General features: G+C 68.3%; 24 protein-coding genes and 1 tRNA gene. 12 read left to right on the plus strand and 13 right to left on the minus strand.

Features of this window, described 5'->3' with window-relative positions:
* Positions 1-35: 35 nt before the first annotated feature.
* Positions 36-866: a hypothetical protein gene (locus tag KIP79_RS24265; protein WP_214107211.1), complete on the minus strand. Its 831-nt coding sequence runs from the start codon at positions 864-866 to the stop codon at positions 36-38.
* Between the two features lie 263 nt (positions 867-1,129).
* Positions 1,130-3,175 carry a glycosyl hydrolase family 28-related protein gene (locus KIP79_RS24270; protein WP_214107212.1) on the minus strand — a complete coding sequence of 682 codons (2,046 nt, stop codon included), beginning with the start codon at positions 3,173-3,175 and terminating at the stop codon, positions 1,130-1,132.
* A 326-nt stretch (positions 3,176-3,501) separates the two neighbouring features.
* On the opposite strand from KIP79_RS24270, the gene KIP79_RS24275 reads away from it, so the two are divergent.
* Together KIP79_RS24275 and KIP79_RS24280 are read left to right on the plus strand one after the other, a co-directional pair.
* Positions 3,502-4,317 (plus strand): PIG-L family deacetylase, encoded by an 816-nt coding sequence (locus KIP79_RS24275; RefSeq protein WP_214107213.1) that lies wholly within the window; start codon positions 3,502-3,504, stop codon positions 4,315-4,317.
* Positions 4,318-4,376: 59 nt separating this feature from the next.
* Positions 4,377-4,736 (plus strand): PRC-barrel domain-containing protein, encoded by a 360-nt coding sequence (locus tag KIP79_RS24280; RefSeq protein WP_214107214.1) that lies wholly within the window; start codon positions 4,377-4,379, stop codon positions 4,734-4,736.
* Positions 4,737-4,804: 68 nt separating this feature from the next.
* On the opposite strand, the gene KIP79_RS24285 is transcribed toward KIP79_RS24280, so the two are convergent.
* Positions 4,805-5,407, minus strand: coding sequence for a nucleotidyltransferase family protein (locus KIP79_RS24285; protein WP_308169861.1), 603 nt, complete (start codon positions 5,405-5,407; stop codon positions 4,805-4,807).
* A 51-nt stretch (positions 5,408-5,458) separates the two neighbouring features.
* Here KIP79_RS24285 and KIP79_RS24290 point away from each other — a divergent pair, with 51 nt between their 5' ends.
* Positions 5,459-5,962 carry a DUF6328 family protein gene (locus tag KIP79_RS24290; RefSeq protein ID WP_214107215.1) on the plus strand — a complete coding sequence of 168 codons (504 nt, stop codon included), beginning with the start codon at positions 5,459-5,461 and terminating at the stop codon, positions 5,960-5,962.
* Here the strand turns inward: KIP79_RS24290 and KIP79_RS24295 are convergent.
* Complete coding sequence (locus tag KIP79_RS24295) at positions 5,929-6,876, minus strand: TIGR03557 family F420-dependent LLM class oxidoreductase (RefSeq protein ID WP_214107216.1); 948 nt, start codon at positions 6,874-6,876, stop codon at positions 5,929-5,931. The genes KIP79_RS24290 and KIP79_RS24295 overlap by 34 nt on opposite strands.
* Positions 6,877-6,937: 61 nt before the next feature.
* Between KIP79_RS24295 and KIP79_RS24300 the strand changes: the two genes are divergently transcribed.
* Positions 6,938-7,087, plus strand: coding sequence for a GPGG-motif small membrane protein (locus tag KIP79_RS24300; protein ID WP_214107217.1), 150 nt, complete (start codon positions 6,938-6,940; stop codon positions 7,085-7,087).
* Positions 7,088-7,152: 65 nt separating this feature from the next.
* Here KIP79_RS24300 and KIP79_RS24305 read toward each other — a convergent pair whose 3' ends face one another.
* Positions 7,153-7,872, minus strand: a complete 720-nt coding sequence (locus tag KIP79_RS24305; RefSeq protein WP_214107218.1) for a metallophosphoesterase family protein — start codon at positions 7,870-7,872, stop codon at positions 7,153-7,155.
* Entirely contained in the window at positions 7,869-8,123 is a 255-nt protein-coding gene (locus KIP79_RS24310; RefSeq protein WP_214107219.1) for a BON domain-containing protein, read from the minus strand. Before KIP79_RS24310 ends, KIP79_RS24305 begins: the two co-directional genes overlap by 4 nt.
* A 186-nt stretch (positions 8,124-8,309) precedes the next feature.
* Here KIP79_RS24310 and KIP79_RS24315 point away from each other — a divergent pair, with 186 nt between their 5' ends.
* Positions 8,310-9,242: a glycosyltransferase family 9 protein gene (locus KIP79_RS24315; protein WP_250213738.1), complete on the plus strand. Its 933-nt coding sequence runs from the start codon at positions 8,310-8,312 to the stop codon at positions 9,240-9,242.
* A gap of 66 nt (positions 9,243-9,308) precedes the next feature.
* A complete protein-coding gene (locus KIP79_RS24320) occupies positions 9,309-9,557 on the plus strand; it encodes a hypothetical protein (protein ID WP_214107220.1) in 249 nt (82 codons plus the stop codon).
* A 121-nt stretch (positions 9,558-9,678) separates the two neighbouring features.
* Here KIP79_RS24320 and KIP79_RS24325 read toward each other — a convergent pair whose 3' ends face one another.
* Complete coding sequence (locus tag KIP79_RS24325) at positions 9,679-9,930, minus strand: DUF6458 family protein (protein WP_214107221.1); 252 nt, start codon at positions 9,928-9,930, stop codon at positions 9,679-9,681.
* 72 nt (positions 9,931-10,002) lie between these two features.
* Here KIP79_RS24325 and KIP79_RS24330 point away from each other — a divergent pair, with 72 nt between their 5' ends.
* Complete coding sequence (locus tag KIP79_RS24330) at positions 10,003-10,515, plus strand: shikimate kinase (protein WP_214107222.1); 513 nt, start codon at positions 10,003-10,005, stop codon at positions 10,513-10,515.
* Here KIP79_RS24330 and KIP79_RS24335 read toward each other — a convergent pair.
* The gene (locus KIP79_RS24335) at positions 10,512-10,955 is read right to left on the minus strand and encodes an ATP-binding protein (protein WP_214107223.1); all 444 of its coding nucleotides are present in this window, start codon (positions 10,953-10,955) and stop codon (positions 10,512-10,514) included. The two genes, KIP79_RS24330 and KIP79_RS24335, sit on opposite strands and share 4 nt — an antisense overlap.
* A gap of 452 nt (positions 10,956-11,407) precedes the next feature.
* Between KIP79_RS24335 and KIP79_RS24340 the strand changes: the two genes are divergently transcribed.
* Positions 11,408-12,961 (plus strand): trypsin-like serine peptidase, encoded by a 1,554-nt coding sequence (locus KIP79_RS24340; RefSeq protein WP_214107224.1) that lies wholly within the window; start codon positions 11,408-11,410, stop codon positions 12,959-12,961.
* A 149-nt stretch (positions 12,962-13,110) separates the two neighbouring features.
* The gene (locus tag KIP79_RS24345; protein ID WP_214107225.1) at positions 13,111-14,256 is read left to right on the plus strand and encodes a PP2C family protein-serine/threonine phosphatase; all 1,146 of its coding nucleotides are present in this window, start codon (positions 13,111-13,113) and stop codon (positions 14,254-14,256) included.
* 180 nt (positions 14,257-14,436) lie between these two features.
* Here the strand turns inward: KIP79_RS24345 and KIP79_RS49610 are convergent, their stop codons facing one another.
* Positions 14,437-17,058, minus strand: a complete 2,622-nt coding sequence (locus KIP79_RS49610; RefSeq protein WP_214107226.1) for a glycoside hydrolase family 6 protein — start codon at positions 17,056-17,058, stop codon at positions 14,437-14,439.
* A gap of 295 nt (positions 17,059-17,353) precedes the next feature.
* On the opposite strand from KIP79_RS49610, the gene KIP79_RS24355 reads away from it, so the two are divergent.
* The gene (locus tag KIP79_RS24355; protein ID WP_214107227.1) at positions 17,354-18,826 is read left to right on the plus strand and encodes a hypothetical protein; all 1,473 of its coding nucleotides are present in this window, start codon (positions 17,354-17,356) and stop codon (positions 18,824-18,826) included.
* A gap of 176 nt (positions 18,827-19,002) precedes the next feature.
* On the opposite strand, the gene KIP79_RS48570 is transcribed toward KIP79_RS24355, so the two are convergent.
* The 3 genes from KIP79_RS48570 to KIP79_RS24370 form a co-directional block, all read right to left on the minus strand.
* Complete coding sequence (locus KIP79_RS48570; RefSeq protein WP_214107228.1) at positions 19,003-20,619, minus strand: aminoglycoside phosphotransferase family protein; 1,617 nt, start codon at positions 20,617-20,619, stop codon at positions 19,003-19,005.
* Positions 20,620-20,674: 55 nt separating this feature from the next.
* The gene (locus KIP79_RS24365) at positions 20,675-22,843 is read right to left on the minus strand and encodes an alpha-galactosidase (protein WP_214107229.1); all 2,169 of its coding nucleotides are present in this window, start codon (positions 22,841-22,843) and stop codon (positions 20,675-20,677) included.
* A 61-nt stretch (positions 22,844-22,904) separates the two neighbouring features.
* Complete coding sequence (locus tag KIP79_RS24370) at positions 22,905-23,507, minus strand: TetR/AcrR family transcriptional regulator (protein WP_250213740.1); 603 nt, start codon at positions 23,505-23,507, stop codon at positions 22,905-22,907.
* 405 nt (positions 23,508-23,912) lie between these two features.
* Between KIP79_RS24370 and KIP79_RS24375 the strand changes: the two genes are divergently transcribed.
* Both KIP79_RS24375 and KIP79_RS24380 read left to right on the plus strand, forming a co-directional pair.
* The gene (locus KIP79_RS24375; RefSeq protein ID WP_214107231.1) at positions 23,913-24,506 is read left to right on the plus strand and encodes a hypothetical protein; all 594 of its coding nucleotides are present in this window, start codon (positions 23,913-23,915) and stop codon (positions 24,504-24,506) included.
* 84 nt (positions 24,507-24,590) lie between these two features.
* A tRNA-Lys gene (locus KIP79_RS24380) sits at positions 24,591-24,667 on the plus strand.
* 333 nt (positions 24,668-25,000) lie between these two features.
* Here the strand turns inward: KIP79_RS24380 and KIP79_RS24385 are convergent.
* Positions 25,001-25,651, minus strand: a complete 651-nt coding sequence (locus KIP79_RS24385) for a hypothetical protein (protein ID WP_214107232.1) — start codon at positions 25,649-25,651, stop codon at positions 25,001-25,003.
* Positions 25,652-25,943: the final 292 nt, after the last annotated feature.

Below are 25,943 nucleotides of genomic sequence, written 5' to 3' on the forward strand. Positions count from 1 at the left end.
CAGGGACCTGTCACAAGTCCCTGCCCGCGGGTCCGCTACAGCGGAATCGGAACCGGGCCGGCGTCCGGAACCTCGCCGTCCAGGTCCTTGGCGTCGACCACCAGCTTCGACGGCGGGGCGGTGATCTTCACCTTGCCGCCCCAGCCGCTGAGCCTGCTGTCGGAGGACATGACGAGCGCGCTCGCCCCGATCTTCCAGGTCACCGTGCTGGTGATGCGCTTGACCAGGCCGCGGTTGTCCAGCCACAGGGTGTAGGCGACCTTGAACGCCTTACCGTCCGGGCCCTTCCCCGCGCCGAACAGCCCCTTGAAGGACGGCGAGATCTTCGCCAGGGCGGTGCTCGACACCGAGCCGCGCACCACGCCGCCGCGGACCGAGCTCGCGCTCTTGACCAGCGCGGTCAGCGTACGCGGCTCGAATGAGCTGATCAGCTGCCTGCCGGCACCGGCGGCCCCCGAGTTCAGGCGGATCCACTCCTTGCCTTCCGGGAGCAGTTCCGCGTACCGGGCACCCGACAGGTAGGTGAGCTTGCCGATGGTGATGATCCGGCCGGAGCCCTGTAACGCCTTCAGCTGTTCCGCGGACTCCTCGGGCAGCTGGTTGATGATGGGCCCGAACTGCATCTTGTCCTTGAAGTCGGAGGCGACGACCCCGTTACGGGCGAACGCCACCGTTCCGACCTCGCGTGCCGTGACCCACGGCTCGCCCAGCAGGGTGGTCTTGAGGGTGGTGGACACCTTCACCCCCGTACCTGCCACGAATCGCGCCTTCAGCGCCTTGCCCGGGTCGACTGCCGCCGACGCGGGAGCGGCGGGAGCCACCAGTACGGCAGCACACACCACAAGGCCAGCAATGAACCGCTTCACCCCGTACCCCTTTGATTGATGCTGTTTGGTCGGATTTGACCGGAGTCGCCGATCCTGCCGACTCAAGATCACGGGGAAATAACAAATCGCTACATTTATTTGAATTACTGCATAACGCTACCTTGACGCTACTGCCTGTTCGTCAGCAGAGATATGGGCGATTAGCGTCGGTGATTGTCGGTGTTTATGGACCGCCGTCGTACAGAACTGAAAGGCCGCCCGGGAAAGTCCGGGCGGCCTGGTCATCTCAGTTCACCGGCGGGTCACCACGGGGACGGCGCCGGGGGAACGACGACCGGCGGCCGGTCGTCGCAGGTGATGGTGTTGGGGAGCATCCACGGGGCCAGCCAGGGGCCGGTGGTGCCGCCGCCGTCGTTGCCGCCCAGGTCGGTCAGGGAGAACTCCGAGCCGGTGGGCGGGAAGTTGAAGGAGCCGCAGTTGTTGACGCCGACGGCGCCGACGTTGCGGGCGTCCACGTTCTCGAAGGTGGCGTTGCCCTTCACCCGAGCGCTGACCACCGAGGTGCCGGTGCCGTCCACCCGGATGTCCTTGAAGTGCACGTTGGTGATCGAGTAGAGGTCCTTCACCCCCCACTCGCTGACCAGCATGATCGCGTTGTAGGTGTTGTCCAGGAAGTGGTTGCCGACCACCTGGATGTCGGCGTTGATGTCCTTCTCCAGCGCGTAGAACCAGATCGCGCCCAGGCCGATGTTCCAGTTCAGCTCGTACGTGCCGGCCCGGACCGTGGTGTTGTTGGTGATCCACATCTTCTCGGTGAACGGCTCGGCGCCGAACCGGGAGCCGACCTGGATGGCGCTGCCCTCGCGGATCGGGTCGGCGATCAGGTTGTTGGAGACGGTGTTGTTCTTGCCGCCGTAGATGGCGATGCCGTTGGCCAGCACCGGCGTCTGCACCGTGTTGCGGTCGAAGGTGTTGCCCGCGTTGGCGGTCTGCTCCGACCACATGGCCAGGCCGTCGTCACCGGTGTTCCGCACGAAGTTGTTGGCGACCAGCGAGCCCGTGACGCCGATGTGGAAGTTGAGTGCGTCGGCGATCTGGTCCACGACGATGTTGTTGGTGACCTTGACGTTGCTCATCGGGCCGTCGAACCAGAGGCCCACCTTGGTGTGGTGGATGTAGAGGCCGTCGATGGTGGAGTCGCTCATCGCGCCGCCGACGCCGTTCACCTGGTCGGTGTCGATGCGCTCGCGCACGTCGCCCTCGATGGCGAAACCGGACAGGTGCACGTTGCGGCTGCCGCCGTCCTTGGCCTCCTTGCCGTAGAAGCCGACGCCGGTGTGCACGGAGCCGTCGGGGGCGGGCGGATTGAGCGGGACCTCCTTGCCCTTGATGATCGTGTACCAGTTGCCGGCGCCCTCAATGGTCACGTTGTCCACGATGATGTGCCGGTTGACCTGGTACACGCCTGGCGGGATGTACACCTTGAGGCGGTTCTTCTTGGCGAACGCGATCGCCTTGTCGATGGCGTCGGCTGAGTCGCGGCGGCCGGTCGGGTCGGCCCCGAACAGCAGCACGTTGGCGGCCAGCAGCCGGACGTGCGGCGCGCCGACCAACTCGGTGTCGAGCAGGTCGATCACGGTCCAGGCGGCGTTGCTCCCGGCGGGCGCGGTGAGCCGGATCTTGTCCCCCGCCTTGTACGTCCTACCGAGCAGGAGCCGCTGCTCGTCGTAGAAGTGGCCGGGCCGGAACGGCTTGGTGATCGTGGGGGTCGGGCTGGTGGCGGCCGGCACGCAGGAGCACTCGGTGATCCACCAGTCGGGGTGGAGCAGGTCGGCGTTGGGGTCGTTGGTGAACGGGTACTGGTTGTAGAGCCAGGAGTACTCCGAGGTCAGCGTCATGACCTTCTTGTTGCCGCCGTTCACCGTGACGTTGAGGGGGGCGGTGATGCCGCCGCCGTTCGGCGCGTCCGGGATGCTGTAGCGCACGGTGATCGTGTTGGCCGCGCTCGGCAGCGTGAACTCCACGTACTGCCCGGCCGTCAGCTTGACCGCCTTCCGGCCGCTCGCCTCGGCGGGCAGCGTGTACGCGCTCCGGTCCGGGCCGATGACCGTGCCGGTGTGGACGGCGTTCTCGGCCTCCTGCTCGGCGAAGGCGACGTTGGCGCCGCGGCCCGCGACCAGCGCCGGGTTGAGGGCGGCCCGGGTGACCACGGGCCCTGCCGCCTGGGCCTGCGCGGCGCCGCCGAGCGTCCCGCTGATTCCGGTCGTGGCCAGGGCCACCGCCGCGACCGCCGCCGCGGCCCGCCGGGGTGAGCGCCTCGCGACCGCTCCTGTGAGGCTCCGTGACATCGAATGCTCGTTTCTCTTGGGGGGTGAAACCCCACCGGCGCTCGCCCCCGGACGCCGTTGAGGATGCCGTGACGTTAGAACCCCTGTGCCCCGTTCCACAAAGCTTCTGCACGGTAGTTTCGTTGGATTGCTAGCCAACTGCAAGCATCTCTTAGCTTCTTGCGTAGCGCATATCGAGTCTTGCAAGCTCCCGCAACGCACAGTCACAGGTCAGCCCCGGTGAGCCGTCGGGCACGGGATTGTGTCGGTGCCGTCTGGCAAGGTGGGGAATCGGCCGCGACCCTCGGAGGTTCGCACCGGCAGTCAGGAACTCATGGGGAGAGGCGATGGAACGCGAGCTCACGGTGATGGCCGTTCATGCCCATCCGGACGACGAGGTGATGGGCACCGGCGGCATGCTGGCGCGGTACGCCGACGAGGGCATCCGGACCGTGCTGGTCACCTGTACCAACGGGGAGCAGGGGGATGGCCCCGGCGGGGTGAAACCGGGCGAGGAGGGGCACGACGACGACGCCGTGGCCCGCGTGCGGCTGGGCGAGCTGCGCGAGTCGGCGGCCCACCTGGGCCTCGCCGAGGTGGAACTGCTGGGCTACCGCGACTCCGGCATGGAGGGCTGGGCGGGCAACGGCCACGACGATGCGTTCGCCAACGTGCCGGTCGAGGTCGCCGCGGCCAGGCTGGCCGAGCTGATCCGGCGCTACCGGCCGCAGGTCCTGGTGACCTACGACGAGCGGGGCGGCTACGGCCACCCGGACCACATCCAGGCCCACCGGGTCGCGGTGGCGGCGGCCGAGCTGACCGGCATCCCGGACAAGCTCTACTACATGGCCACGCCGCTCAGCTGGATGCAGGACATGATGACCTTCATGGCCGAGTCAGGCGTGGAGATGGAGGACTGGGGCGACCCGGCCGACTTCTCCACCCCCGACGAGCTGATCACCGCCGTGCTGGACCTCTCCGCGTACGCGGAACGGAAGATCAAGGCGATGGCCGCGCACGCCAGCCAGGGCGACAGCGCGTTCATGCTGAGCCTGCCCGAGGAACTGCAGCGGCGGATGTTCTCCGGCGAGGCGTTCTCCCGGCAGTGGTCGAAGGTGTCCGCACCCGACCATGAGGATGACCTTTTCGCCGGTTTGCGGTGATCCATGTTTCGCTCCCGCGCCCCGGGTAGTTGGCCCGGTGACGAAGGGAGAGAGAAACCATGACACCGGATCTGTGGTCGTACCGTTCCGACGTGTACGGCACCGGACAGACCCTCGACGTCATCGGGTACGACGTCGAGGCCGCGGACGGCAAGATCGGTTCCGTGGACGAGGCAACCCAGGAGGTCGGCCAGAGCTACCTCATCGTCGACACCGGCCCGTGGATCTTCGGTAAGAAGGTCATGCTGCCGGCGGCTGTGGTCACCCAGATCGATCCGCAGGAGCGGAAGGTCTTCGTGACCCGCACCAAGCAGGAGATCAAGAACGCTCCTGAGTTCGACGAATCGGCGTTCAAGGAAACGGCCTACCGGGACCGCCTCGGGGACTACTACGGACGCTTCCCCTACGGGATGGCGTAACGGGGAAACCCCGATCAATCCCCTAGTTGAAGGGCCGCGCCCGCCGGGCGCGGCCCTTCTCATGGTGTTCAGGGCCAGACCACGCCGGGGGTGGGCACCGGCCGCTCGATCACGTGCAGCCGCTCCAGCAGCACCAGGAAGGTGGACGCGTAGGGCGAGAACGCCAGGACCGCGGCCACCTTGTTCCAGTCCACCTGCTCCCGCATCGCCCGCACGGTGGGCAGCAGCCCGCTGTAGTCGCAGGTGTGCTCCGACAGTGGCAGCAGCCACGAGATCACCAGATCGGTGGCCTCCAGCACGGGCAGGCTGAGCGCCGCCACGCTCACCGGGTCGGCACGGGCGATCATGGCATCGGTCACCGGATGGTCGCCCAGCGAGAAGATCAGATCCACCAGCACGCCATCCGGATCGTACGCCTTGACCAGCCAGTCCTCAGGCGGCCTTTCGGTACGGAACCCCAGCCCTTCCAGGGTCTTCAGGGCGAGTGGGACGTCCTCGGCGACCAGTGCGAAATCGACGTCGTGGAGGGAGGGGGCGGCGCCCCTGGCGTACCCGCCGCAACCGCCGGCCAGGGCGAAGCGCACGCCCGCCTCCTTGAGGCCGGAGCCGGCGCGCTTCAGCGTGCCCAGGATGGTGTCGGTGACTTCATGCGTGTGACTGCCCACCTGCACCGATTGCCCCATCACGTTCGGATCAAACAATCAGGGGTAGAAGCCGCTGCCATGGCCGACGAACCGCGCGTCCTGTTACGCAACCCCGACGAGAATCCCAAGGAGCGGGTGGACCGGGAGCTCGGTGAGCTGTTGCAGGGGCTGCGGGTGGCCGCCACCGGCGTGCAGGTGCTGTTCGCCTTCCTGCTGACGCTGCCCTTCTCCAACGGCTTCGGGAAAGTGGACGAAACCGGCAGGTGGCTGTTCTACGTGGCCCTGGTGACGGCGGCCACCGCCTCCATCTGCCTGATCGCCCCCGCCACCCAGCAGCGCGTCCTGTTCCGGTCGGGGCTGAAGGAGATCATGTTGCACCGGGCCAACACCCTGGCCCTGCTCGGTGGCATCACGATCGCGATCTCGATGACCTGCTCGGCCGGCCTGGCCGTGCTGGTGTTCCTCGGCGGCCGGCCGGCCGCGTTCCTGGCCGGCGGGATCGCGGTGCTGAGCGCCTGGCTCTGGTTCCTCCAGCCGCTGTACACGCGCTACCGCAACCGGGGCAGCACGACCGAGGAGTAGAACTCGAAGAACCCCTCCTGCTCCGGCCCGATCTGCGAGATGTAGACCTCGTCGTATCCCGCGTCCACGTACGCCCGCACGGCGGCGAGGTGCACCTCGGGGTCGGGTCCGCAGGGCAGTTGGAGCGATTCCGGGGTGACCAGGGTGGACAGCTGCTCGAACTGCCGGGGCAGCGGCAGGAGCTGGGCGGCCTCCCCGGGGATGCCCTCGGTCGGCCAGAGCCGGTGCGCGGTGGCCCGGGCCTCGCTCTCGTCGGTGCCCCAGCAGACCTTGAGCCCTGCGGCGGCCGGTTTGCCCGCGCCGCCCGACTTGCGGAAGGCGTCCACCAGGTCGGCGTCGGGCATGGCGGACACGTAGCCGTCGCCGATGCGCCCGGCCAGCTGCACGGACTTGGGGCCGAACCCGGAGACGTACACGGGCGGCGGTTCGTCCGGGAGGCTGTAGATCCGGGCGGTCTCCACGTCGTAGAACTCGCCGTGGTGGGTGACCAGCTTGCCTGACCACAGGTCGCGCATGAGCTCGACCGCCTCCTCCAGCATGCGCCGCCGGTCCGCCGCCGGGGGCCAGGGTGCGCCGAGGATGTGCTCGTTGAGGGCTTCGCCCGTACCGACGCCGAGCCGGAAGCGGCCGTCCAGCAGCAGCTGGGCGGTGGCGGCGGCCTGCGCCACGATGGCCGGGTGCATCCGGACCAGCGGGCAGGTCACGGCGGTGGTGACGGGCAGCGTGACGGCTTCGGAGAGCGCGCCGATGACCGCCCAGACGAACGAGCTCTGGCCCTGGACGTCCAGCCAGGGATGGTAGTGGTCGGAGATCCAGAGCGCCTCGAACCCGGCCTGTTCGGCGAGTTTGGCCTGCCGGACCAGTTCTTTGGGCGGGTGCTCCTCGCTGGAGAGAAAGTAGCCGAATGTTGTCATATGAGACCCCTGCCCCTATCTCATGGCGTTAATGACCCTTTCGCTCGGGCAGTGGGGGGCCATGGCTACTCTGCTTTGGCTTATCGCCGTTGTACTGGTAATCGCCGGGATCTACGTCATCCTGGCCCGCCGGGACATCCTCTGGGGGATCGTCCTGATCGTCCTCGGCTTCCTCGTCGGACCGGGTGGCATCAGCATCTTCAATGTCTAGCGCCGGGGGCGGGCAAACGTCAGCCAACGGGCCGAGGAACGCCTCGGCCCGTTGGACCACCCGGCTCACCAGCCGGCCTCGGCCAGGGAGTAGATCGCGTACGCCCGGCCGAGCACCGGCAGTGCCACGTTCCGCACCCGGATGCCCCCGGGGGTGACGCCCTTCTCGGTCCCCCGGTGCGCGTGCCCGTGGATGATCAGGTCCGCACCCTCGGCGTCGGCCGCCTCCGCCAGCAGATAACTCCCGAGAAACGGGTAAATTTCCGGCGGTTCTCCCTCCAAGGTTTCTTTGATGGGCGCGTAGTGGCTGAGCACCACCCGGTGTTCGGTCTCCAGGCCCTTCAACGCCACCCGCCACCGGTCGGCGATCTCCCGGGTGTGCCGGACGAACGCCTTGGTCTCCGGCTCGCCGAACTCGCTGGCGCACTTGCCGGCGAACCCGCCGCCGAAGCCCTTGCCCCCGGCGATGCCCAGCCTGCCGTCCAGCACCGCCGCCGCCGAGTCGTCCAGCACGATCAGCCCGGCCGCGCGGAGCAGCTCGGCCATCTCCTCCTCGGCGTTGGAGTGATAGTCGTGGTTGCCCAGCACGAAGACCGCGGGGATGGGCAGGTCGCGGAACTCGTCGGCGACCACCTGGGCCTCGGCGACCGTGCCGTGCCGGGTGAGGTCTCCCCCGACCAGCAGCACGTCCGCGCGGTGCTCGATGCCGTCCAGCCGTTTGCGGTAGGTTCCCCGGCTCGCCTCGCTGAGATGGATGTCGGCGACGGCCGCGACGCGGATGGTCACAGCAGTTCCTCCTCACCCGGCTCGCCGACCTGCACGCAGGTCACCTCGTTGTGCACGGTCAGGCCGGGGGCAGCCTCGGTCGCCACCTCGGTCAGGTGCGCCCGCTGCTCCTCCTCGAAGACCTGCCCCTGGAGGAAGATCTGGTTGCCGCGGACATCCACCTTGATGCCAAGTTCGTTCGTGCGCGCGTCCTCCGCGATCGCCCGCTGGACGCGCGCTGCCACATAGTGCGGCGCGTCTGATGCGTTCATGCTGCTCACCGGTGCCCACCTCAGCGGGGGCGAAACCAATGTTTGGCCCCTACCTCCTCGGATAGGGGCCACCTCGTTCGTGGTCCTGGACGCGGTCGTCACCGCCACGGGCATTGACGCCCGGGGGCGCGTGGCGGATGGTCCCGCTGGGAGCCCGGAACAGTCCGAAATAGGGGTGATGTCCTGATGACGACCGCGCTGGTGTTGCGCGCGCTGGGGCTGGGCGACCTGCTCACGGCCGTCCCCGCCCTGCGGGCGTTACGCCGGGGCGGCTTCCGGGTGGCGCTGGCCTGCCCCCCGGAGCTGAGCGAGGCGGCGGTGCTGACCGGCGCGGTGGACCGGCTGATCCCCACCTACGATCGGGATCCGGTGGTCTGGCCGGGGATGGCGGACCGCCGGTCGGATCTGCCGTTCTATCCGGATCTCGCGGTCAACCTGCACGGGTCGGGACCGCAGAGCCACCGCCGCCTGCTCGACCTGCGCCCGCGCCGCCTCTGGGCGTACGCGACGGCCGGGTTCACCCGAGGCCCGGCCTGGGATCCGGCCGAGCACGAGGTGCGGCGCTGGTGCCGCCTGCTCGGCTGGTACGGCCTGCGCTGCGACCCGCGCGACCTGGGGCTGCCCTCCCCCGCGGCCCCCTCGAAGGCGCCGGGTGTGGTGATCGTGCACCCCGGCACCAAGGATCCCGCCCGCCGCTGGCCGCCGGAGCGGTTCGCCGAGGTGGCCCGCGCGATGGCCGCCCTGGACCTGCCCGTCGTGATCACCGGCTCCCGCCACGAGCGCCCGCTGGCGCTGCTGGTCGGCACCCGCGCGCTGCTGCCGCCCCAGATGGTGCTGGCCGGGCGTACCTCGCTGCGCGAGCTGTGCGCGCTGGTCTCCGGCGCCCGGCTGGTGATCAGCGCCGACACCGGCGTGGCCCACCTGGCCACCGCGTACGGCACCCCGTCGGTGATCGTGTTCGGGCCGGAGCCGCCCGCCCGCTGGGGGCCGCCCGAGGATCTCGCCCGGCACCAGGTCCTGCACCGGGGGACCGACCCGGCGGAGGTGAGCGTGCCCGAGGTGCTGGCGGCGGCCGAACGGGCGCTCAGCGCCGCCACGATCGGGCCGGTGCGGCGATAAGGGTAAAACGTGGCTTACCGCCCGATCTAGGCGATAGTCACCTAAATCCTCGGGTAGGGGCCGAATATGACTGAGGAACAACGATCGCCGACCGGCAAGCCGATGACGCCCGCCACGCCGATGGACGTCATCCACTTCAGGCTGGGGTCGTACGCGCTGGTGTTCTGCTTCGCGCTGGGCGTGCTGTCGGTGTTCACGCGGCTGTGGTGGCTGACCGGGCTGTCCGTCATCGGCTTCGTGTTCGTGGTGACCGACATTGTCCTCGCCTACCGCCGGCAGGACTCGCTGGGCCGGGGCACCAGGTCGGAGGGCTAGCAACCGGGGGCCGCCCCATGACGAACGGCCGAGGAGCTCGTCTCCCCGGCCGTTTTCGCGTCGCTCACGTCTCGTGCGCCTGCTTGGGAGAGCGCTCCAGGGTCGACGGCCTCGCAGCCTGTCAGATCGGGTCGTTGTAGCGGCGCTCCTCGTAGACGTGGCGGCGGGTGGCCGTCTCGTCGACGGGTGCCACCGGAGTCACGGTGCGGCGTACGGCGCTCAGCCGGTACAGGCCGAAGAGCAACCCCGCCAGCCCGCCCACCATGAGGATGACCCCGATGACCTGGATGTCGATCCCGGCGATGGCGAACTCGACCGCCCAGGTCAGGATGGCTCCCAGCATGATGAGGATGATGCTTCCGGCGATGGTCATGGCATATCCCTCCTTCGCCCGTACGCTCTATCCCCACCACGAATCTCAAACGTGTGGGCAGAATTGCCCCTCATGAGGGAGATTCCGATCGTCTTCGTAGGGCTGATGGGGGCGGGGAAGAGCACGGTCGGCCGGCTGGTGGCGGCGGCGCTCGGGCGCGAGATCCGGGACAGCGACGACGACCTCGCCGCCCGGTACGGCCACACGGCCGCCGAGCTGGCCGCCACCGTGGGCCCGGAGGTGCTGCACGAGCGGGAGTCCCTGGTGCTCCGGGAGGCGCTGACGCGCCGGCCACCCCAGGTGATCGGCGCGGCCGCCTCGATCGCGGAGGACCCCGCCGCGCTGGCGGCGCTGGCGGCGGCGTTCGTGGTCTTCCTGGACGGCCCGCCCGAGCTGCTGGCCAGGCGCATGCTGTCCAGCGCGCACCGGCCGCACTTCCAGCCCGACCTGGCGAAGATGCTGACCGAGCAGCGGGCGCGGCGGTTGCCGGGGTTCCAGGCGGTGGCGGATCTGACCGTGGACGCGACCCGGCCGCCGGAGGAGATCGCGGCCGAGGTGCTCGCGGCGTTCGGGGCGGCCGGTTAGACGGCTGCCACCTGGGGGCGGCTGTCGAAGCCGGTGCCCAGGATGAACCAGACGATCTTGCCGCGGAGCGAGGAGGCGACACCCCAGTCGTCGGAGAGCGTACTGACGATCATGAGCCCCCGGCCGTCGGTGGCGTCCGGCCCCGGGTCGCGCTGCCGGGGCACGCCGTCCCCGGTGTCGAAGATCTCGCCGTACACCCAGCGGCCGTTGCTGCACAGGCGGAGCGCGAAGGCGGTTCCGGCGTGCCGGACGACGTTGGTGACCAGTTCGCTGACGATGACCGCGCAGTCGTCGACCAGTGCATCAGCCCCCCAGCGCGCCAGCTCGCGGTGGACCAGCGCGCGGGCACCCCGCACGCTCGAACCGACGGCGGGCAGCAGGCACTCGGCCGTCCGCGTCGGGCCCGGGTCCAGCGCCACTGTGGCGAAGGGGAGAGTCACGTCGCCTCCTTGTGATGGGAGCGCTCCCATATCCAAGGTACGGCAATCACATGACCTATGTGAATCAATAGCTACAAGATTGTTTCCGGTCAATTGCCGCCACAACGGTCATCGCACCCGTCAAGGCACACGAAATCCCCCTCTCTCCCCACCATCACCCCAGGTCAACACCCCAATAGATGGTCTGAGAACCCAACAAATCCGGAAATTTCCACAGCCGCGAGATGTGCCGCGAACACATGAAAGTAGCTGAAACACTGCTCTCCGCAATCAGGGCAGATTAGACGTGATCTAGAGACTCCCGGTTCCATGCAAAAAGTGTGATCTGCATCACATTAGACCGAGATCTTCCCTGCCTGCGGAAACACCCGCGCTAGGGTCCTTGCCAATCCATTTACTGACGGATGGGACGCAAGTGACGTCCCACGCCAGAGCAAGGGAGATCTCCAGCAGTGAACCGAACCCTCACTCTCGGCGGCGCCACAGCCGCCACCGGCCTGCTGGCCGCGGCCCTGGTGGCCCTTCCCGCGCAGGCGGCGCCGTACATCGAGAAGGAAGTGCTGGCGGGTTCCAGCGAGGCGCAGGCCATCGCCTACTTCTGGGACAAGGCTCAGCTGTCGGATGCCACGCCGTACAACGTGGAGACCACGGTCTCGGCCAAGCACGTGTCCACCGGCGGCCCGGCGGCTTCCAGCAAACCCGGCACGGTGCCGGCCATCGGGGACGAGAAGAAGACGGCCGGCAAGACCAAGAACGTCAACCTGCCGCGGACCACCGGCAAGGTGTTCTTCATGGGCGCCGACGGCAAGCCGCACTGGTGCTCGGGCACCTCGGTGCAGTCGAAGTACCGGAACCTGGTCGCCACCGCGGGCCACTGCGTCTACGACACGGTCAGCAACAAGCCCACGCTCGACCACTGGGTCTTCGTGCCCGGCTACTACCAGGGCAAGACGCCCTGGGGCATCTACGTCGGCAAGACCGCCTACACGCACTACGACTTCGACGTGTACGAGGACGGCGACCGGAACTACGCCTTCGTCACCGTCTACAACGGCGTGCAGCTCACCGGTGACAAGGAGACCGACAAGAAGGCGTACGACGCCTGGAAGGGCGCCAAGAAGATCCTCTCCGAGGAGGTCACCAAGGCCGAGTTCGAGGAGAAGTTCACCGAGGGCGGGCCGTACTGGAAGAAGACCGCCGACCCGGTGACCACCCCGGTGGACCCGCCCAAGGCCAACTTCACCCAGGCCGAGGCGGAGAAGTACTTCACCGAGGGCGTGGACGGGGTCAAGCTGACCACCGAGTCGGTGGCCCAGGCCGTCTACAACGCCGCCCCCAACGGGACCTTCGCCCTCAAGAACGGCGAGAAGTGCCCGAGCTGGTGCGGCCCGGACAGCGGGGTCTGGTACCCGATCGACGAGGCCGCCTACAACGCGCTCAAGGCCGACGATTCCTTCAAGGGCGAGCTGAAGAAGGTCGACCCCGGCCAGTACTTCAAGCGCGAGTGGTTCATCAAGAAGTGGGTGAAGACCTCCACCCCGGAGGTCTACTACAAGGACCACTACATCATCCGCGGCCTCACCGACGTCGGGCGGCTGGGCGACCAGGTCGGCGGGCAGGGCCTGGCGTACAACCAGAAGATCGGCAAGGCGCACTTCGTCTTCGGCTACCCGAGCGGTTCCCACCCGGACGGCAACCACGCCTTCACCGGCAAGACCCTCAAGTGGTCGTACGGCACGACCTTCGCCGCCACCGCCCCGTCGATCAAGGCGGAGGAGCTGGTCGGCATCAAGTCCTCCTTCACCGGGGAGGGCTCGCTCGGCTCGGCCTGGCTGGCCGGGTACAAGAACACCAGGCGGCTCGGCTACCTGAACGGCGTCACCATCGCGGTGGCCGACCGGGACGGCAACCGGCGCATCGACACCTCGCTCTCGCCCTACTTCGACGGCGAGACCTACGGGGTCTACAAATCAGCTGCCAACGTTTGGTCGGGCTCGATCGTCTAAACACCGGGGGCCCGTACTCCGGCGCCCGTGTTCCCGTTGTCACAGCGGGCGCACGGGCGTCGTGCGTTGTTCAGGACTTCGCATCTCAGGCTGGATCGTGAAGTATGGTCACAGACGCAGATGACTTGCGCTTGAAGGGGATTCTCCGGATGCCTGTGCCGAATCGCCTCAGCGGGCTGTTCAGCCCGCGCAGGGGCCGGCGTCGGGCGGCGGGAGCACGCACGGCGACGGCTCTCGCGGTGCTGCCCTTCCTTGTGATGTTCATCGTCACGGTCGTGGACGCGGTCACCGGCCCGGAGCAGGGCTTCCTGCCCCTGATGGCCGTCGGCCCGGCCTTCGCCAGCCTCACCGGCGGGGTGCGCCGCACGCTGATCGTCGGGCTGACCGCGCTGGTGCTGGCCATCGCGCTCGCGGTGTACAACGACCTGGAGCTCACCCGCGCCTACGTCACCTGCGGCTCCATCGCCGGGGTGACCGCGGCCAGCGCGCTCGCCTCGGTGGGGCGGCGGCGCAGGGAGAAGGAGCTGGCCAGCATGCGCTCGGTGGCCGAGGTGGCGCAGCGGGTGCTGCTGCGGCCGGTGCCGCGCCGGGCCGCGCACATGCGCATGGCGGTCTCCTACACCTCCGCGATGGCCGCCGCGCACATCGGCGGCGACCTGTACGAGGTGGTCAACGCCCCCACCGGCGTCCGGGTGATCATCGGCGACGTGCAGGGCAAGGGCCTGGAGGCGGTCGAGACGGCGGCGCTGGTGCTCGGCGCGTTCCGGGAGGCCGCGCACGACGAGAAGGATCTGCAGGGGGTCAGCGCCCGGCTGGAGAAGGCGCTCAACCGGCGCCTGTCCGGCGAGGAGTTCGTGACCGCCGTGCTGGCCGAGGCCAACCCCGACGAGCCGACGGTGACCCTGCTCAACTACGGCCACCCGGCGCCGTTAGTCATCCGGGCCAATGGGGAGATCGAGTTCGCCGAGCCGGAGGACCACGTGCCCCCGCTCGGCCTGGCCGCGCTCGGGCCCGAGGGCCCCTCGCCGTACGGGGTGACCTTCCAGCCCGGCGACCAGATCCTGCTCTACACCGACGGCGTGGTGGAGGCGCGGGACCACGGTGGCGCCTTCTACCCGCTGGCCGACCGGGTCTCGCTGCTCAAGGACGATGATCCGGAGGCGGCGCTGGAGGCGCTGCGCCGGGACCTGATCCTGCACATCGACGGCCCGCCCAAGGACGACGCCGCGATGCTGCTGCTCCGCTGCCGCGATCCTGAGCCCCCGACGGACAGTTCCTCTCCCCAGGCGCTCTGAACATCCCCAGACGACGGCCGTCCTCCGGTGTTCTAAGCGAGAAACCCGCCCCATGGCCAGCCCTGCGGCTGTCGATGGGACGGGTTTCTCGGTTTCTCAGTGGTAAGTCGTGGTCCTGCCGAGGAGGACCCCCAACCGCGGCAGGACCACGACGATCAATCGGCTACGGCTACCGCGTCCTTACAGGGGCGGGTACGCGTTCGCCATCAGCTCGCGGAACTGCGCCGAGAACCAGTGACCGGAGATCGGGGCGTTGGCCAGAGCGCCGGTGGCGTTGTTGCCGTTACGGTCGTTACCGCCGTAGGTCGGGTCACACATCCGGTCGAAGCCCTTGCCCTCGTCGTTCGGGATGGCCGAGCTGGAACCGTCCGACTCGCCCGGCGGCTTGATCCAGACGTAGGCGTCGATGCCCGCGGCGGGCGCCGTCCTCGGCCGCTCGCCGAGACCCGCGCCGCTCTGGTTGCACCAGTTGCCGGCGTGGATGCGCCGGTCGATCTTGGACTGGTTGACGAAGGTGTTCAGGTCGGTCGAGGTGCTCGGGCCGGTGGGCCGGTTCGGGCCGCCCCAGCCGTTGCGCGAGGTGTCGATCAGCATGCCGATGTTGGAGGAGAAGCCGTCCTGGATCAGCCGGTTCCGGAACGCCTGGGCGTAGCTGAGCTCGTCCACGTAGAAGTTCCAGTCGACCCAGCGGGACTGCCGCACGGTCTGGCCGTTCACCGTCGAGTTGATGGTGAAGTACGGCTCGACGAGCGCGGAGTAGTTGGCGGTGTTGGTGATGAAGCCGTCAACGGTGGCCCGGCCGCCGGTGGCGCTGGCCGCCGTGGAGGCGAACAGCTGCGAGGACGGGCCGAAGTTGGTGTCCCAGCCCAGCCAGCCGTGGTGACCGGCGTCCACGTAGTTGTAGACGTTCGGGATCGCGTGCAGCTTGCCCAGCGCGTAGGCCACACCCTGCTCGTAGGCGCCGGTGTTCTTGGCCTCCTGGCATGCGGCCAGGTTGAGGTTGGTGACCAGGTTGGGCAGCGAGTCGATCTCGATGATCGCCACGATGCGGAGCGGGGCGTACTTCGGGTCCGCCAGGATGCCGGCGATGACGTCGATGTACTCGGTCTTGTAGCGGTTGAGACCGTTCTCCGAGATCTTCAGCTCGCCGTTGGAGGCCAGCGCCGAACAGTCGCGGTTGGGCAGGTTGTAGATGACGACCTGGAAGACCGTCTTGGTGGAGCCGTTGGCCGCGTCCTGCTGGAGAGCCAGGTCGAGGTGGTCACGCAGGCCCTTGCTGTTGTTGCCGGCCGAGCCGGAGGTGATGGCCGCGATCCGGTCCAGCCAGACGCCGGTGGCGGTGTTGGCGATCCGGGAGCCGCCGGGCTCGGCGTTGGCCGACGCGCGCCAGTCCGGGTTCACGTAGCCTTCGGCACCCACGTACGGGTTGTCCTGGTGCGGCTCGTAGGTGCCGCCGGTGGTCCGGGTCACGGTGACCGGAACCGTGGTCAGGCCGGAGGACGCGACGTTGATCGTCCGGGTGCCGGGAGTCCCGCCGCTGGCGCCGGTGACGGTCACGTTCTGCGCGGTCTGCCAGTTGCTGGTGGTGAAGGTCAGCGAAGCGCCGCCGGTCACCGTGATGCCGGTGTCACCACTGGACGCGGCGGTGCTGGTCACCGTCACGTTGCCGCTCGGCGCGATCGCCAGGCGGACCGAGTAGGTGGCGGTGCTGCCCGAGGTCACCGACACACTGGTCGGCGAGACGACCAGCGACTGGGTGGCGACGGCGGTCCGGGTCACGGTGACCGGAACCGTGGTCAGGCCGGAGGACGCGACGTTGATCGTCCGGGTGCCGGGGGTGCCCCCGGTGGCGCCGGTGACGGTCACGTTCTGCGCGGTCTGCCAGTTGCTGGTGGTGAAGGTCAGCGAAGCGCCGCCGGTCACCGTGATGCCGGTGTCGCCGGTGGACGCGGCGGTGCTGGTCACCGTCACGTTGCCGCTCGGCGCGGTGGCCAGGCGGACCGAGTAGGTGGCGGTGCTGCCCGAGGCCACCGACACACTGGTCGGCGAGACGACCAGCGACTGGGTGGCGACGGCGGTCCGGGTCACCGTGACCGGAACCGTGGTCAGGCCAGAGGAGGCGACGTTGATCGTCCGGGTGCCGGCAGTCCCGCCGGTCGCGCCGGTGACGGTCACGTTCTGCGGGGTCTGCCAGTTGGCGCTGGTGAAGGTCAGCGAGGCGCCACCGGTCACCGTGATGCCGGTGTCACCACCGGACGCGGCGGTGCTGGTCACCGTCACGTTGCTGGTGGGGGCGGAGGACAGGCGGACCGAGTAGGTGGCGGTGCTGCCGGAGGCCACCGACACGCTGGTCGGTGTGACGACCAGGGACTGCGTCTGCGGCTGGCCGGTGCACGGGGTGCCGTTCAGCGAGAACGCGGTCGGGTTGGTGTTGGTCCCGGTGAAGGTGAAGTTGGCGCCCGGCTGCACGACCCCGTTGGCGGCCAGGTTCGGGGCGTAGTCCGGCGCGGCGATCGTGATGTTCTGCCCGGACTGGCTCCAGTTGCCCTCCCAGCCGTTCTGCAACGTCTGGCTGCCGGAGTAGGAGTAGGTGATCCGCCAGTTGTTGACCGGGTCACCGAGGTTCTGCAGGCGTACCTGTACGCCGAAGCCGTTGCCGCCTTCCCAGGTCCTGGTGTAGGTCACCTGGCAGGCGACCGCGGCGTTCGCGGCCGTCGGACTGACGGCGAGGCCGATCGCGGCGAGTAGCGTCGCCGCTACCGCCGTGAGGCCTTTTCGCCAGGCACTCGTGTGGGGTCCCATGACTGTTTCTCCTTGACGAAACTGTTGCTCGAACCTTGGGAGCGCTCCCAACATCCGATCGTTTCGTCTGGATGTACAGCATGTTTCCTGAAGGGCGCATCAGGCCAAACCTCCCACCTGGCCCTGCCCTGCTAAAACTGGTCAAGTGTCCGATTTATCCGATGAAAAGTTCAGACCCTCGGAGCGTACGAAGGAGGGCATCGGGAGCGCACAGCCGGGGCCGGCGGCGGTGCGGCGGGTCTTGCGGTGATCGCCCGCGAGCGGTTCAATGGCCACTCTGAGAGAGCGCTCTCTCATGAGTCTTCTCGTGGAGCCGCCCGTGTCCCCCGCCCTGTCCCGCCGCCAGTTCACCGCCGCCGCCGCCACCGCCACCGCCGTCGCGGCCGCCCCCTTCCTGCTCTCCGGTACGGCGCACGCCACCGGCGGCCTGGTCGACCACCGCCTGGCCGGTTCGGCAGACCGCGCCTTCCGGTACCTCGACACCGTGCTGGACGCCTACCGCCAGGGCGGCGAACTCCGCCTGGCGCAGAGCTACAACAACGAGTCCGGGCTGATGACCACGGCCTTCGTGTACGACAACGCCCTGGCCGTCATCGCGTACCTGTCCCGCCCGACCCGGGAGAACGTCCGCCGGGCCAAGGTCATCGGAGACACCTTCCTGTGGATCCAGGCCAACGACGAGACCTTCACCGACGGCCGGGTACGGCAGGCGTACGCGGCCGGGCCGATGCTCTTCTACGGCGGCGGCCCCGAGTTCCCCGGCATCCGCCGCGCGGACGGCAAGGCGGCCTTCCTCTGGCCGTTCGGGTTCGGCGGCTCCGCCGTCGGTGACGTGGCCTGGACCGCGCTGGCCCTGACCCACCTGTACGACCGCACGCGCGAGCGCAAGTATCTGGACGGCGCGGTCACCTTGGGCGAATGGATCGTGGCCAACGCCGTGTCGCCGTACCGGTACGGGGGCTACCTGGGCGGCGTGCAGGGCGACGGGACCACGCGGCAGCGCTGGTGCTCCAGCGAGCACAACATCGACGTCTACGCGCTCTTCCAGGGGCTGGCCAAGTTCACCGGGAACCGCGTGTGGAAGACCAGGGCCCGGGTGGCGGAGGACTTCCTCGACGCGATGTGGAACCCGCGCGGCAACTTCTACTGGACCGGCACGAAGGGCGCGAACCCGGCGGACGACCCGAACGAGATCAATCCCAGTCCGATTCCGGAGGACGTGCAGACCTGGGCCTACCTCGCCCGTGGGGACCGGGGGCGGGCGGTCGACTGGACGGCGTCCGCCCTGGCCGTCGTGGACCGGGGCGGGGTCTCGGCGAACTCCCAGCTCCCGGCGGGGTACCAGGTCTCCGGCGTGACCTTCAGCGACGTCTCCAAGACCCTCACCGGGCCGGTGCCGAACGGGACAGGCGACAACAACCGGGACGCGGTCTGGTTCGAGGGCACCGCGCACCTGGCCGCCGCGCTGGTGGCCCGGGGTGACCGGTCCAAGGCCCGGCGCCACCTCAACGAGATCGCCTCCGCCCAGGACCGCCTCGGCGCCGGCCAGACCGTCGGCCTCACCACCGACCCCAACGGCGGCCGCCTCTCCAACCCCGGCGAAGGCGGCACCTGGACCGGCCCCACCCTCCCGGCCCGCTCCGGCGTGGTGGCCGCCTCCAGCGCCTTCGACACCGGCTTCGGCTTCGGCTACTTCCAGAACCAGCACGTCGGAGCCACCAGCTGGTACCTGATGGCCGCCCTCGGCACCAACCCCTACCGCTTCTGACAGACCGGACCGGGGGCCCTGTCCGGCGCGGGCCCCCGGTCCATTCCCAACGCCACCCACGAACTCAACGCACAGCAAGATCCCGCCGCGCCGTGGGGGCCACTTCCCACACTCACCCGCGCATCCCCCAGCACCGCCCTTATCTCACCGGCAGCGCGGCGGCCACGCTCACCCGTTCATCTCCCCAGTGCCGCCCTGATCTCTGCGGCCGGATCTCCGGCGTGGTAACGGCGCTCGCTCGGCTCGATGCCGTCGAGGAATTCCTGATAGCGGACGGCGTAGTAGAGACGCGACAGTGGTTCCGCCAACGCGACCGCCTTCGCCGGATCCGAACTCGGGACCGCCACCCGCCAGGCGTGTACCCAGATGTCCGTGATGTGGTCTCTCCGCTCCGGCAGGAACTCCCGCAACCGCAGGACATCCATCGCCGGATGCCCGTAATGCCAGTCGGCGAAGTCCACGAGCACCGCCTTCGTCCCGTCCCACCGCCAGTTGCCGGGGTGGAAGTCCCCGTGCACCATCGTGTACGGGACGCCGCACGCCACCAGCTCGGCCGTCATCGCGGGCACCCGCTCGGCGAGAACCTTCGCCTCGCGGAGTTCCTCCTCGGTGAGCTCCATGGCGACCTCCCCGGCCAGCAAGGTGCGCACGCTCTGGCTCAAATCAGTGCGATCGAGGGCCCCCATCCGGCCACGGCCCGCCAGAACGGCCTGGGCCCGAACCATGCGAGGGAGCGTTTTCTCGATCACTTCCTCCGGAGCCTGCCAGCAGTCCTCGCCGGGGATGTGACGCATCAGAATCCGCCGGTTGCCCCGGTCGGCACCGACCACCTCGGGCACAAGGCTGGAGTCCACCGACCCGAACACCTCAATGGCCGTCGACTCACAGGCGGCAAACCCAGGGGTCGCCTTCAACCACACCGGCTCAACCCCTGAACCCACCCAGACCCTGAAAAGTCCGGACAAGTTCCAGGTCTTCACCTGCTCAACCTTGGCAATCGACTCCCCGAGCACCTCCTCTGCCCAGGAGAGCGCCGCCCTTACACCGGTCGCGGTGGCCCAGCTTGAGCGCTTGGGGTGCGGTTCCCGGTCGAAGGGGTTGGTGAGCGGGCGCAACCGGGGAACGTCTTCGAAGAATTTCGCGTGGGGGAACTTGTGACCGCCATGGCTGGAACCCTCGCCCACCGCGCCAGACCGCCCAGCCGTCTCGGCTTCGAAGAATTTCGCGTGGGGGACCTCGTGGCCGCCATGACTGCAACCCTCGCCCACCGCGCCAGACCGCCCAGCCGTCTCGGCTTCGAAGAATTTCGCGTGGGGGACCTCGTGGCCGCCATGACTGCAACCCTCGCCCACCGCGCCAGACCGCCCAGCCCCCTCGACAGCAGGATCTCGGTCCCCATTACCCGGGCGGGTGGGTGGGATCAGCCGGTCGGGCGTGCCCTCGAGGATCTCCCCGCACTGAACCTCGTGACCGCCCTCAGCGGCACCATTGGCAGCCGCATTGCCCCCTCCAACCCGCTCGGCATCAGCCTCCCGGTTGCCATCTCGAGGGTGGGTGGGTGGGATCAGCCAGTTGGGCGTGGGTTTGAGGATCTCGGCATGGTAGGTCGCGTGGCCGCCTCGGCTGAAAGCGCCGTCTTCGACGGTGAGCAGGCGGAGGATGATTACGTCGGTTTTGAGGAGTTGGGAGAGGTGGGTGGCTATGTCTTCCACGTCTGCCCACCAGGGGCTGTCCGTGGTGAAGGGGCCGACTTCTCCGAGTACTTCGTCGTTTGCGGTGATCACGGCGGTCACTTGCTTTGGCACCGCGTCAGTGTGCAGCTTGGGCCACGGGGACTGCCAAGGGTTTTCAGTCAGTCTCATCGAGAAGGCGATCCAGCCGGCGTAGCGTGAGGATCTCGCTGCGGTAGTCGGCGCCCAGGTGGAACCAGGTCGGTAGAACGACGCCGTGGGACATCAGTGTGCGGCCGTGCCAGCGGGATCCCACCGGCACTGTGAAGGTCGCGAGGTCATCGCAACCGGTCACCTCGTACACGGCCTCGGGGTCGAGCCCCGCAAGGCGTACCCGCCGAGGAGGCTGGTCGGTGAGGGCGAACGGGTTGTAGGCGATCACGACCACCTGGTCGTCGAGGTTGTACTGCACCGCCGAGGCGGTCACCCCGGGATCCCCCGCCAAGCGGTACAACCGCCCGCGTTGCACGATCGGACGGATCTCCTTGTACTTGGCCACCAGCCCCCGCGCCTCAGCGAGCTCCCCCTCCCCCCACCGGGTCAGATCCCCACCGATCCCCAGCACCCCCGCCATAGCCACATGGAACCGATACCGCAACGGCACCTCCCGCCGCGTCAGCGGATTGGGACTGTCGGTCACCCAGGCCGACATCACCCCCGGCGGGTAGAACTGCGTGAACCCATGCTGGATAACCTGCCGATCCCGAGCATCGGTGTTGTCAGAGGTCCAGACCTGGTCGGTACGCCGCAGGATCCCCAGATCCACCCGCCCACCCCCACCGGAACAGGACTCGATCCGCAGCCCAGGATTACGCCGCCGCAGTTCGTCCATGATCTGGTAGACGCCCTCGACATGCTCGATCCAGACCCGATCGGCCCGCTCCCCCGCCCCCGGCCATCCAACCTGGCTGAAACTACGGTTCATATCCCATTTGAGATAGTCCAGGCCGTACTCCCGAACCAGCCCGTCCAGCCACCCGAACGCCCAGCCCCGCACCTCGTCGCGAGCGAAGTTGAGCACTAACTGGTTCCGCATGGTGTCACGCCGACGCCCCGGCAGATGCAGAACCCAGTCAGGGTGGGCCCGATAGAGATCACTATCCGGATTGACCATCTCCGGCTCCACCCAGAGCCCGGCCCGCATGCCAAGCGCCCGCACCCCGTCGAAAAGCCCCGCCAGACCATCCGGAAAGCGCTCCCTGTTAGGCCACCAGTCCCCAAGCCCGCGCGTATCGTCCACCCGCGCCCCGAACCAGCCGTCGTCCACCACGAACAGCTCGACCCCCAGTCCGGCGGCCTTCTCGGCGAGAGCGAGCTGACCCGACTCGGTGACATCGAACCCGGTCGCCTCCCAGGAGTTGTAGAGCACCGGCCGATCCTCATCCGGAAAAGCCAGAACAAACCGCCGCGCGTACTCATGCCAGACCCGGCTCACCGCACCAAACCCACCATCGCTGTACAACCCCAGCGTCTTCGGCGTGATCAGCTTCTCCCCCGGCGCCAGCTGCCAGACCACCCCGTCGTGCCCGAACCCCGCGCTGACCGCCACATCCCCTTCAGGACGCCGCTGAGCCGTCATCCGCCACGACCCGCTCCAGGCCAGCGCCACCGTCCAGACCTCGCCGGACTCCTCCCCGGCGTCCCCCTCATCCACCATGATCCACGGATTGGCGTGGTGCCCCGTGGCCCCTGTCCGGCTGGTGAACGTCGTCTCCCCGACCGGCAACTCCCGCCGCCCGAGCCGACTCTCCGCACTCCAGGCCCCCGACACCGTGCTGTGGCGGTAGCCGTACCGCTCAGGGATCACCCAACTCCCCGAGTCCAGCCTCTCGACCTGCACGGCCTGCGCTCCGTCGTTGGAAACGCTCACCCACCGCTCGATGACATCCCCGGCACAGGTCAGGTGCAACGAGACCCGTAACCCGTAGGCGTCATCCCGGAGGACCAGCTCAATCCCCTCCGCCGTCTCCTCCGCCCCGGCATAGGCCAGCTCGGCCGACCGCACACCCCCCGGATACCGCACCCGCAACGACGGCACGCCCCACCGCCGCCCCCCGTCCACGGGGAACAGTTCCTCGATGTCGTACGGATCCCGGAAGCTGGCCGTCAGCCGGGGAGCCACAGCGAGCGGGATCTCGGGAAGCGCGGCCTCCGGCAACGGCGGCCCCCAGTACCACTGGACGATCCGGACGTCCTCTTCGGCGCGTACCACCCCGAATACATACGTGCACGAGGGGGTGGTGGCGGCCCAGGTGTCCGACCGCCCGGCGACCTTGACCACGGACATGACCCGACCTCCGATCACGAGGTTGCGATCATGACCCTAGTCGCCGCTCCCCGTCAATCGGCTAGTCCGGAACATCTCCCGGCAATCCCAGCACCCGGTGGATCAGCATGTGCAGATGCCGGCGAAACCGGGCCAGTTCCTCCCCGGACTCGGCACCGATCCGCTCCCCTTCACCGTCCAGCACGCCCCCCTGTACGAACCCGTGCACACACCAGACGAGCGTCCAGACGCAGTACTCGATGTCCACGCTCTGGTCGGCGACCGCGTGCCGCAGCACCCGGGTGGTGGTGGTGATCAGCGGCTGCGAGAACTCCCGCTCCAGACCGATGAGATCGGCCGCGTCGTAGAGCCAGCGATGGATCCACAGGGCGGGAAACTCGGGATGGGCGACACAGAAGTTGAGATAGGTGTCCACAATGCGGTGAACCGCCGCAGTGACCTCGCCCTCCCCCGCGAGTTCCGCGCTCTCGATGACCGAGCCCATCGCCTCCACCTCGATCTGGTGGGCGCGCTCGATGACCGCGAGATAGAGATCGCGTTTGTTGCCGGTGAAACCAGCCCTCACCGGGTCGATCCCGGTGGCGTCCGCGATCTGCCTCATGGTCGTCGCGTCGTATCCGAGCGCGGCGAAGAGTCGTGTCGCACTCTGCAGGAGGGTTTCCATCGGCGGCTCCCGGTCGATCATGCTCTGACCCAGTTCACCACCCGTTCGGTCATGCCACGGCAAACACCCTCCCTGAGAGTCACGATCTCTTCTTGCCGTTCGGCTGACGAACCACCCCGGATCTCCACGCCGACCACCACCCAAATTGACCGCTATGGGAGTTTTACGGTGGTTTCGTTTGCTCTGTCATGACATAGCCGGTAGAGTCCTATTCGTTACCAAGTGGTGACCATCCTGCGGCATCCACTTGGCCGCATCCGGACGCCAGCCGGTGCCGTGCCCCGAACAGGGGCTCGCCCGGCAGGCACGCCCGTGCCCCCTGACCTGCCCCTTTGACCTCGCAGGTCCAACCTTCAACGCACGCGGCCGTCCCCTTGTCGTCTCACGAAAGATCGCACATCCTTCATGAACGCCATAAGTGGCCTGCGCAACCGCACCAAGCTGGTCGTCGCCTCCCTGGCCGGCACCGCCGTCCTGGGAGCCGGCATCGCCAGCGCCACGGTCGCCCTCTCCACCCCCGACGTGAGCTCCATCCCCGCCGTACAGCCCCCTGCCCTGCCCGCGCCCCAGGGCGCCGTGCCCGAGGGTGCCCTGTTCACCGGCACCACCACCGCGTCCTACTTCTGGGACGACGGCTCCGGCCGCGCCGGGGACACCGGCATGCCGGCCATCGGCAAACCCATGCAGAAGGGCCTGGCCGCCAGCCCCAGCTGGCCCCTCGGCACCGAGGGCTACGTGACCTACCTCGGCAAGGAGGCGAAGTTCTTCGTCGGCGACCGCGGCCCCGGAGAGCCCTCCGAGCGCGGCGTCATGCTCGACCTGGACGCCAAGACCTTCGCCGAACTCACCAACGGTGACTTCGACCACGGCTCCCTGACCGTCAAGAACAACGGCGGCAAGGGCCACATCAACATCAGCTACAAAATCACCAAGTGGGGCGAAGGCACCGGCCGCAAGGGCGCCCCGGCCCCCTTCTCGGCCCGCGCCTGGAACGACTGACCACCACCCCAACTGACCGGCCGCGCGCCCGGAGTCGCTCCGATGTGCGTACCCTCACCAGGGCTGCTATCGTTACGCACGCAAGCGCCGCTAGCTCAGTTGGTTAGAGCAGCTGACTCTTAATCAGCGGGTCCGGGGTTCGAGTCCCTGGCGGCGCACCATCCGTTTACTAGCGCGTTCATGATTCCGATCATGAACGCGCTAGTGGCGTTTATGGGCCGATCTGCCTGCTGTGTTAGCTCCATGTTCGCTCATCCGCCGCCCATCCAGCGCAAACGATCATCCGGATGACGACCGGACTGCCCTCGACAGGCTCCTACCGCGGACGAGTCGAGATGGCCACTGATCTTTCAGCACGGTTCTGGCCTGTGGTCTCGTGCGCAAGACACCCGGATAGAACGAGCCCGAGGAGAGACGGGCGGCCGGGGAGCAGAGCGTTCCTGGAGCGCGTGAGCGGGCGTCCATGCCGGAGTCACCTGTATAGGTGAGTCGTGTTAGGACGGGCCGAGGGTGCCCATGGCCGCGAGCCGTTTAACTAGCCAGTCGGTGTCCTGCTCACCGAGTTCCCACAGCCGCCGAATGTCGGCACTGGTCGTCGTGATGGCGCTGGCCGTGCTGGTCGTACTGCTGAGGAACCACTCGACCGGCCGAAGGAGGCGGTTGCGCAGGGCGACTGCACGCTCGGTATTCGTTGATCCGATGCTTTGGAGGATGCCGATCAGGCTGATCATCAGGGCAGCGGTGGTGGACGTCGCCGCCGCCAGCGCGGCGGCGGCCCCGAGCGCAACCGGCGTTAGATCTCCGAATCCTACGCTGTACCGCGTCATCTCGGCCGTGACCGCCGTGCGCAGCCGTTCGATCAGCTCCGGTGAATCCCCGGTCAACAGTGCCCGCTCGTATTCCGTGCGCCTCCTCCGCAGCGCACTTCCCCGCCCTCGCAGTTCGGCAATCTCACCTAGGAGCGCGGCTGGTTCCGCAGCACGCCTGAGCGCGATGACGAGATGAGCCGGCAGCGGTAGATCCAGACGGTCTGGCAGGTGGTAGAAACGCCGGTCGACCTCCTCATGCAGCATCAGGCGCTGCCCGGCGAAAGCGGCGCTCTGGTAAAGCCGTGACCGGAACGGCAGACGAGCGACGCTCGGCACGTACGGTACTTCGAGCGCGTGGGCAAGGCGGAGATTGAAATAGCTCCGGTGGTTGCATTCACTGACGAAATCTCTTAGATCCTGCTCGGAATAGATCGCCGAGAAAACCCGGGGGAAGCGGCCGAAGGTCCGGATGATGGGGTCGTGCCCGGCGGCGGGTTCTAGCCTCGATGTTTCGTGAGTCTGGTCGGGTCGCGTAGCGAGCCGACCAACTGATGCTTTTCAGTTACGGGTCAGCCCGGCGGCCCGACTCTCGCGTCGGGTGAGCGGGGTTCCACGAGCCCGGGCCTGT

The sequence above is a fragment of the Acrocarpospora catenulata genome (assembly GCF_018476525.1).
GTDB classification, from domain to species: Bacteria; Actinomycetota; Actinomycetes; order Streptosporangiales; family Streptosporangiaceae; genus Acrocarpospora; species Acrocarpospora catenulata.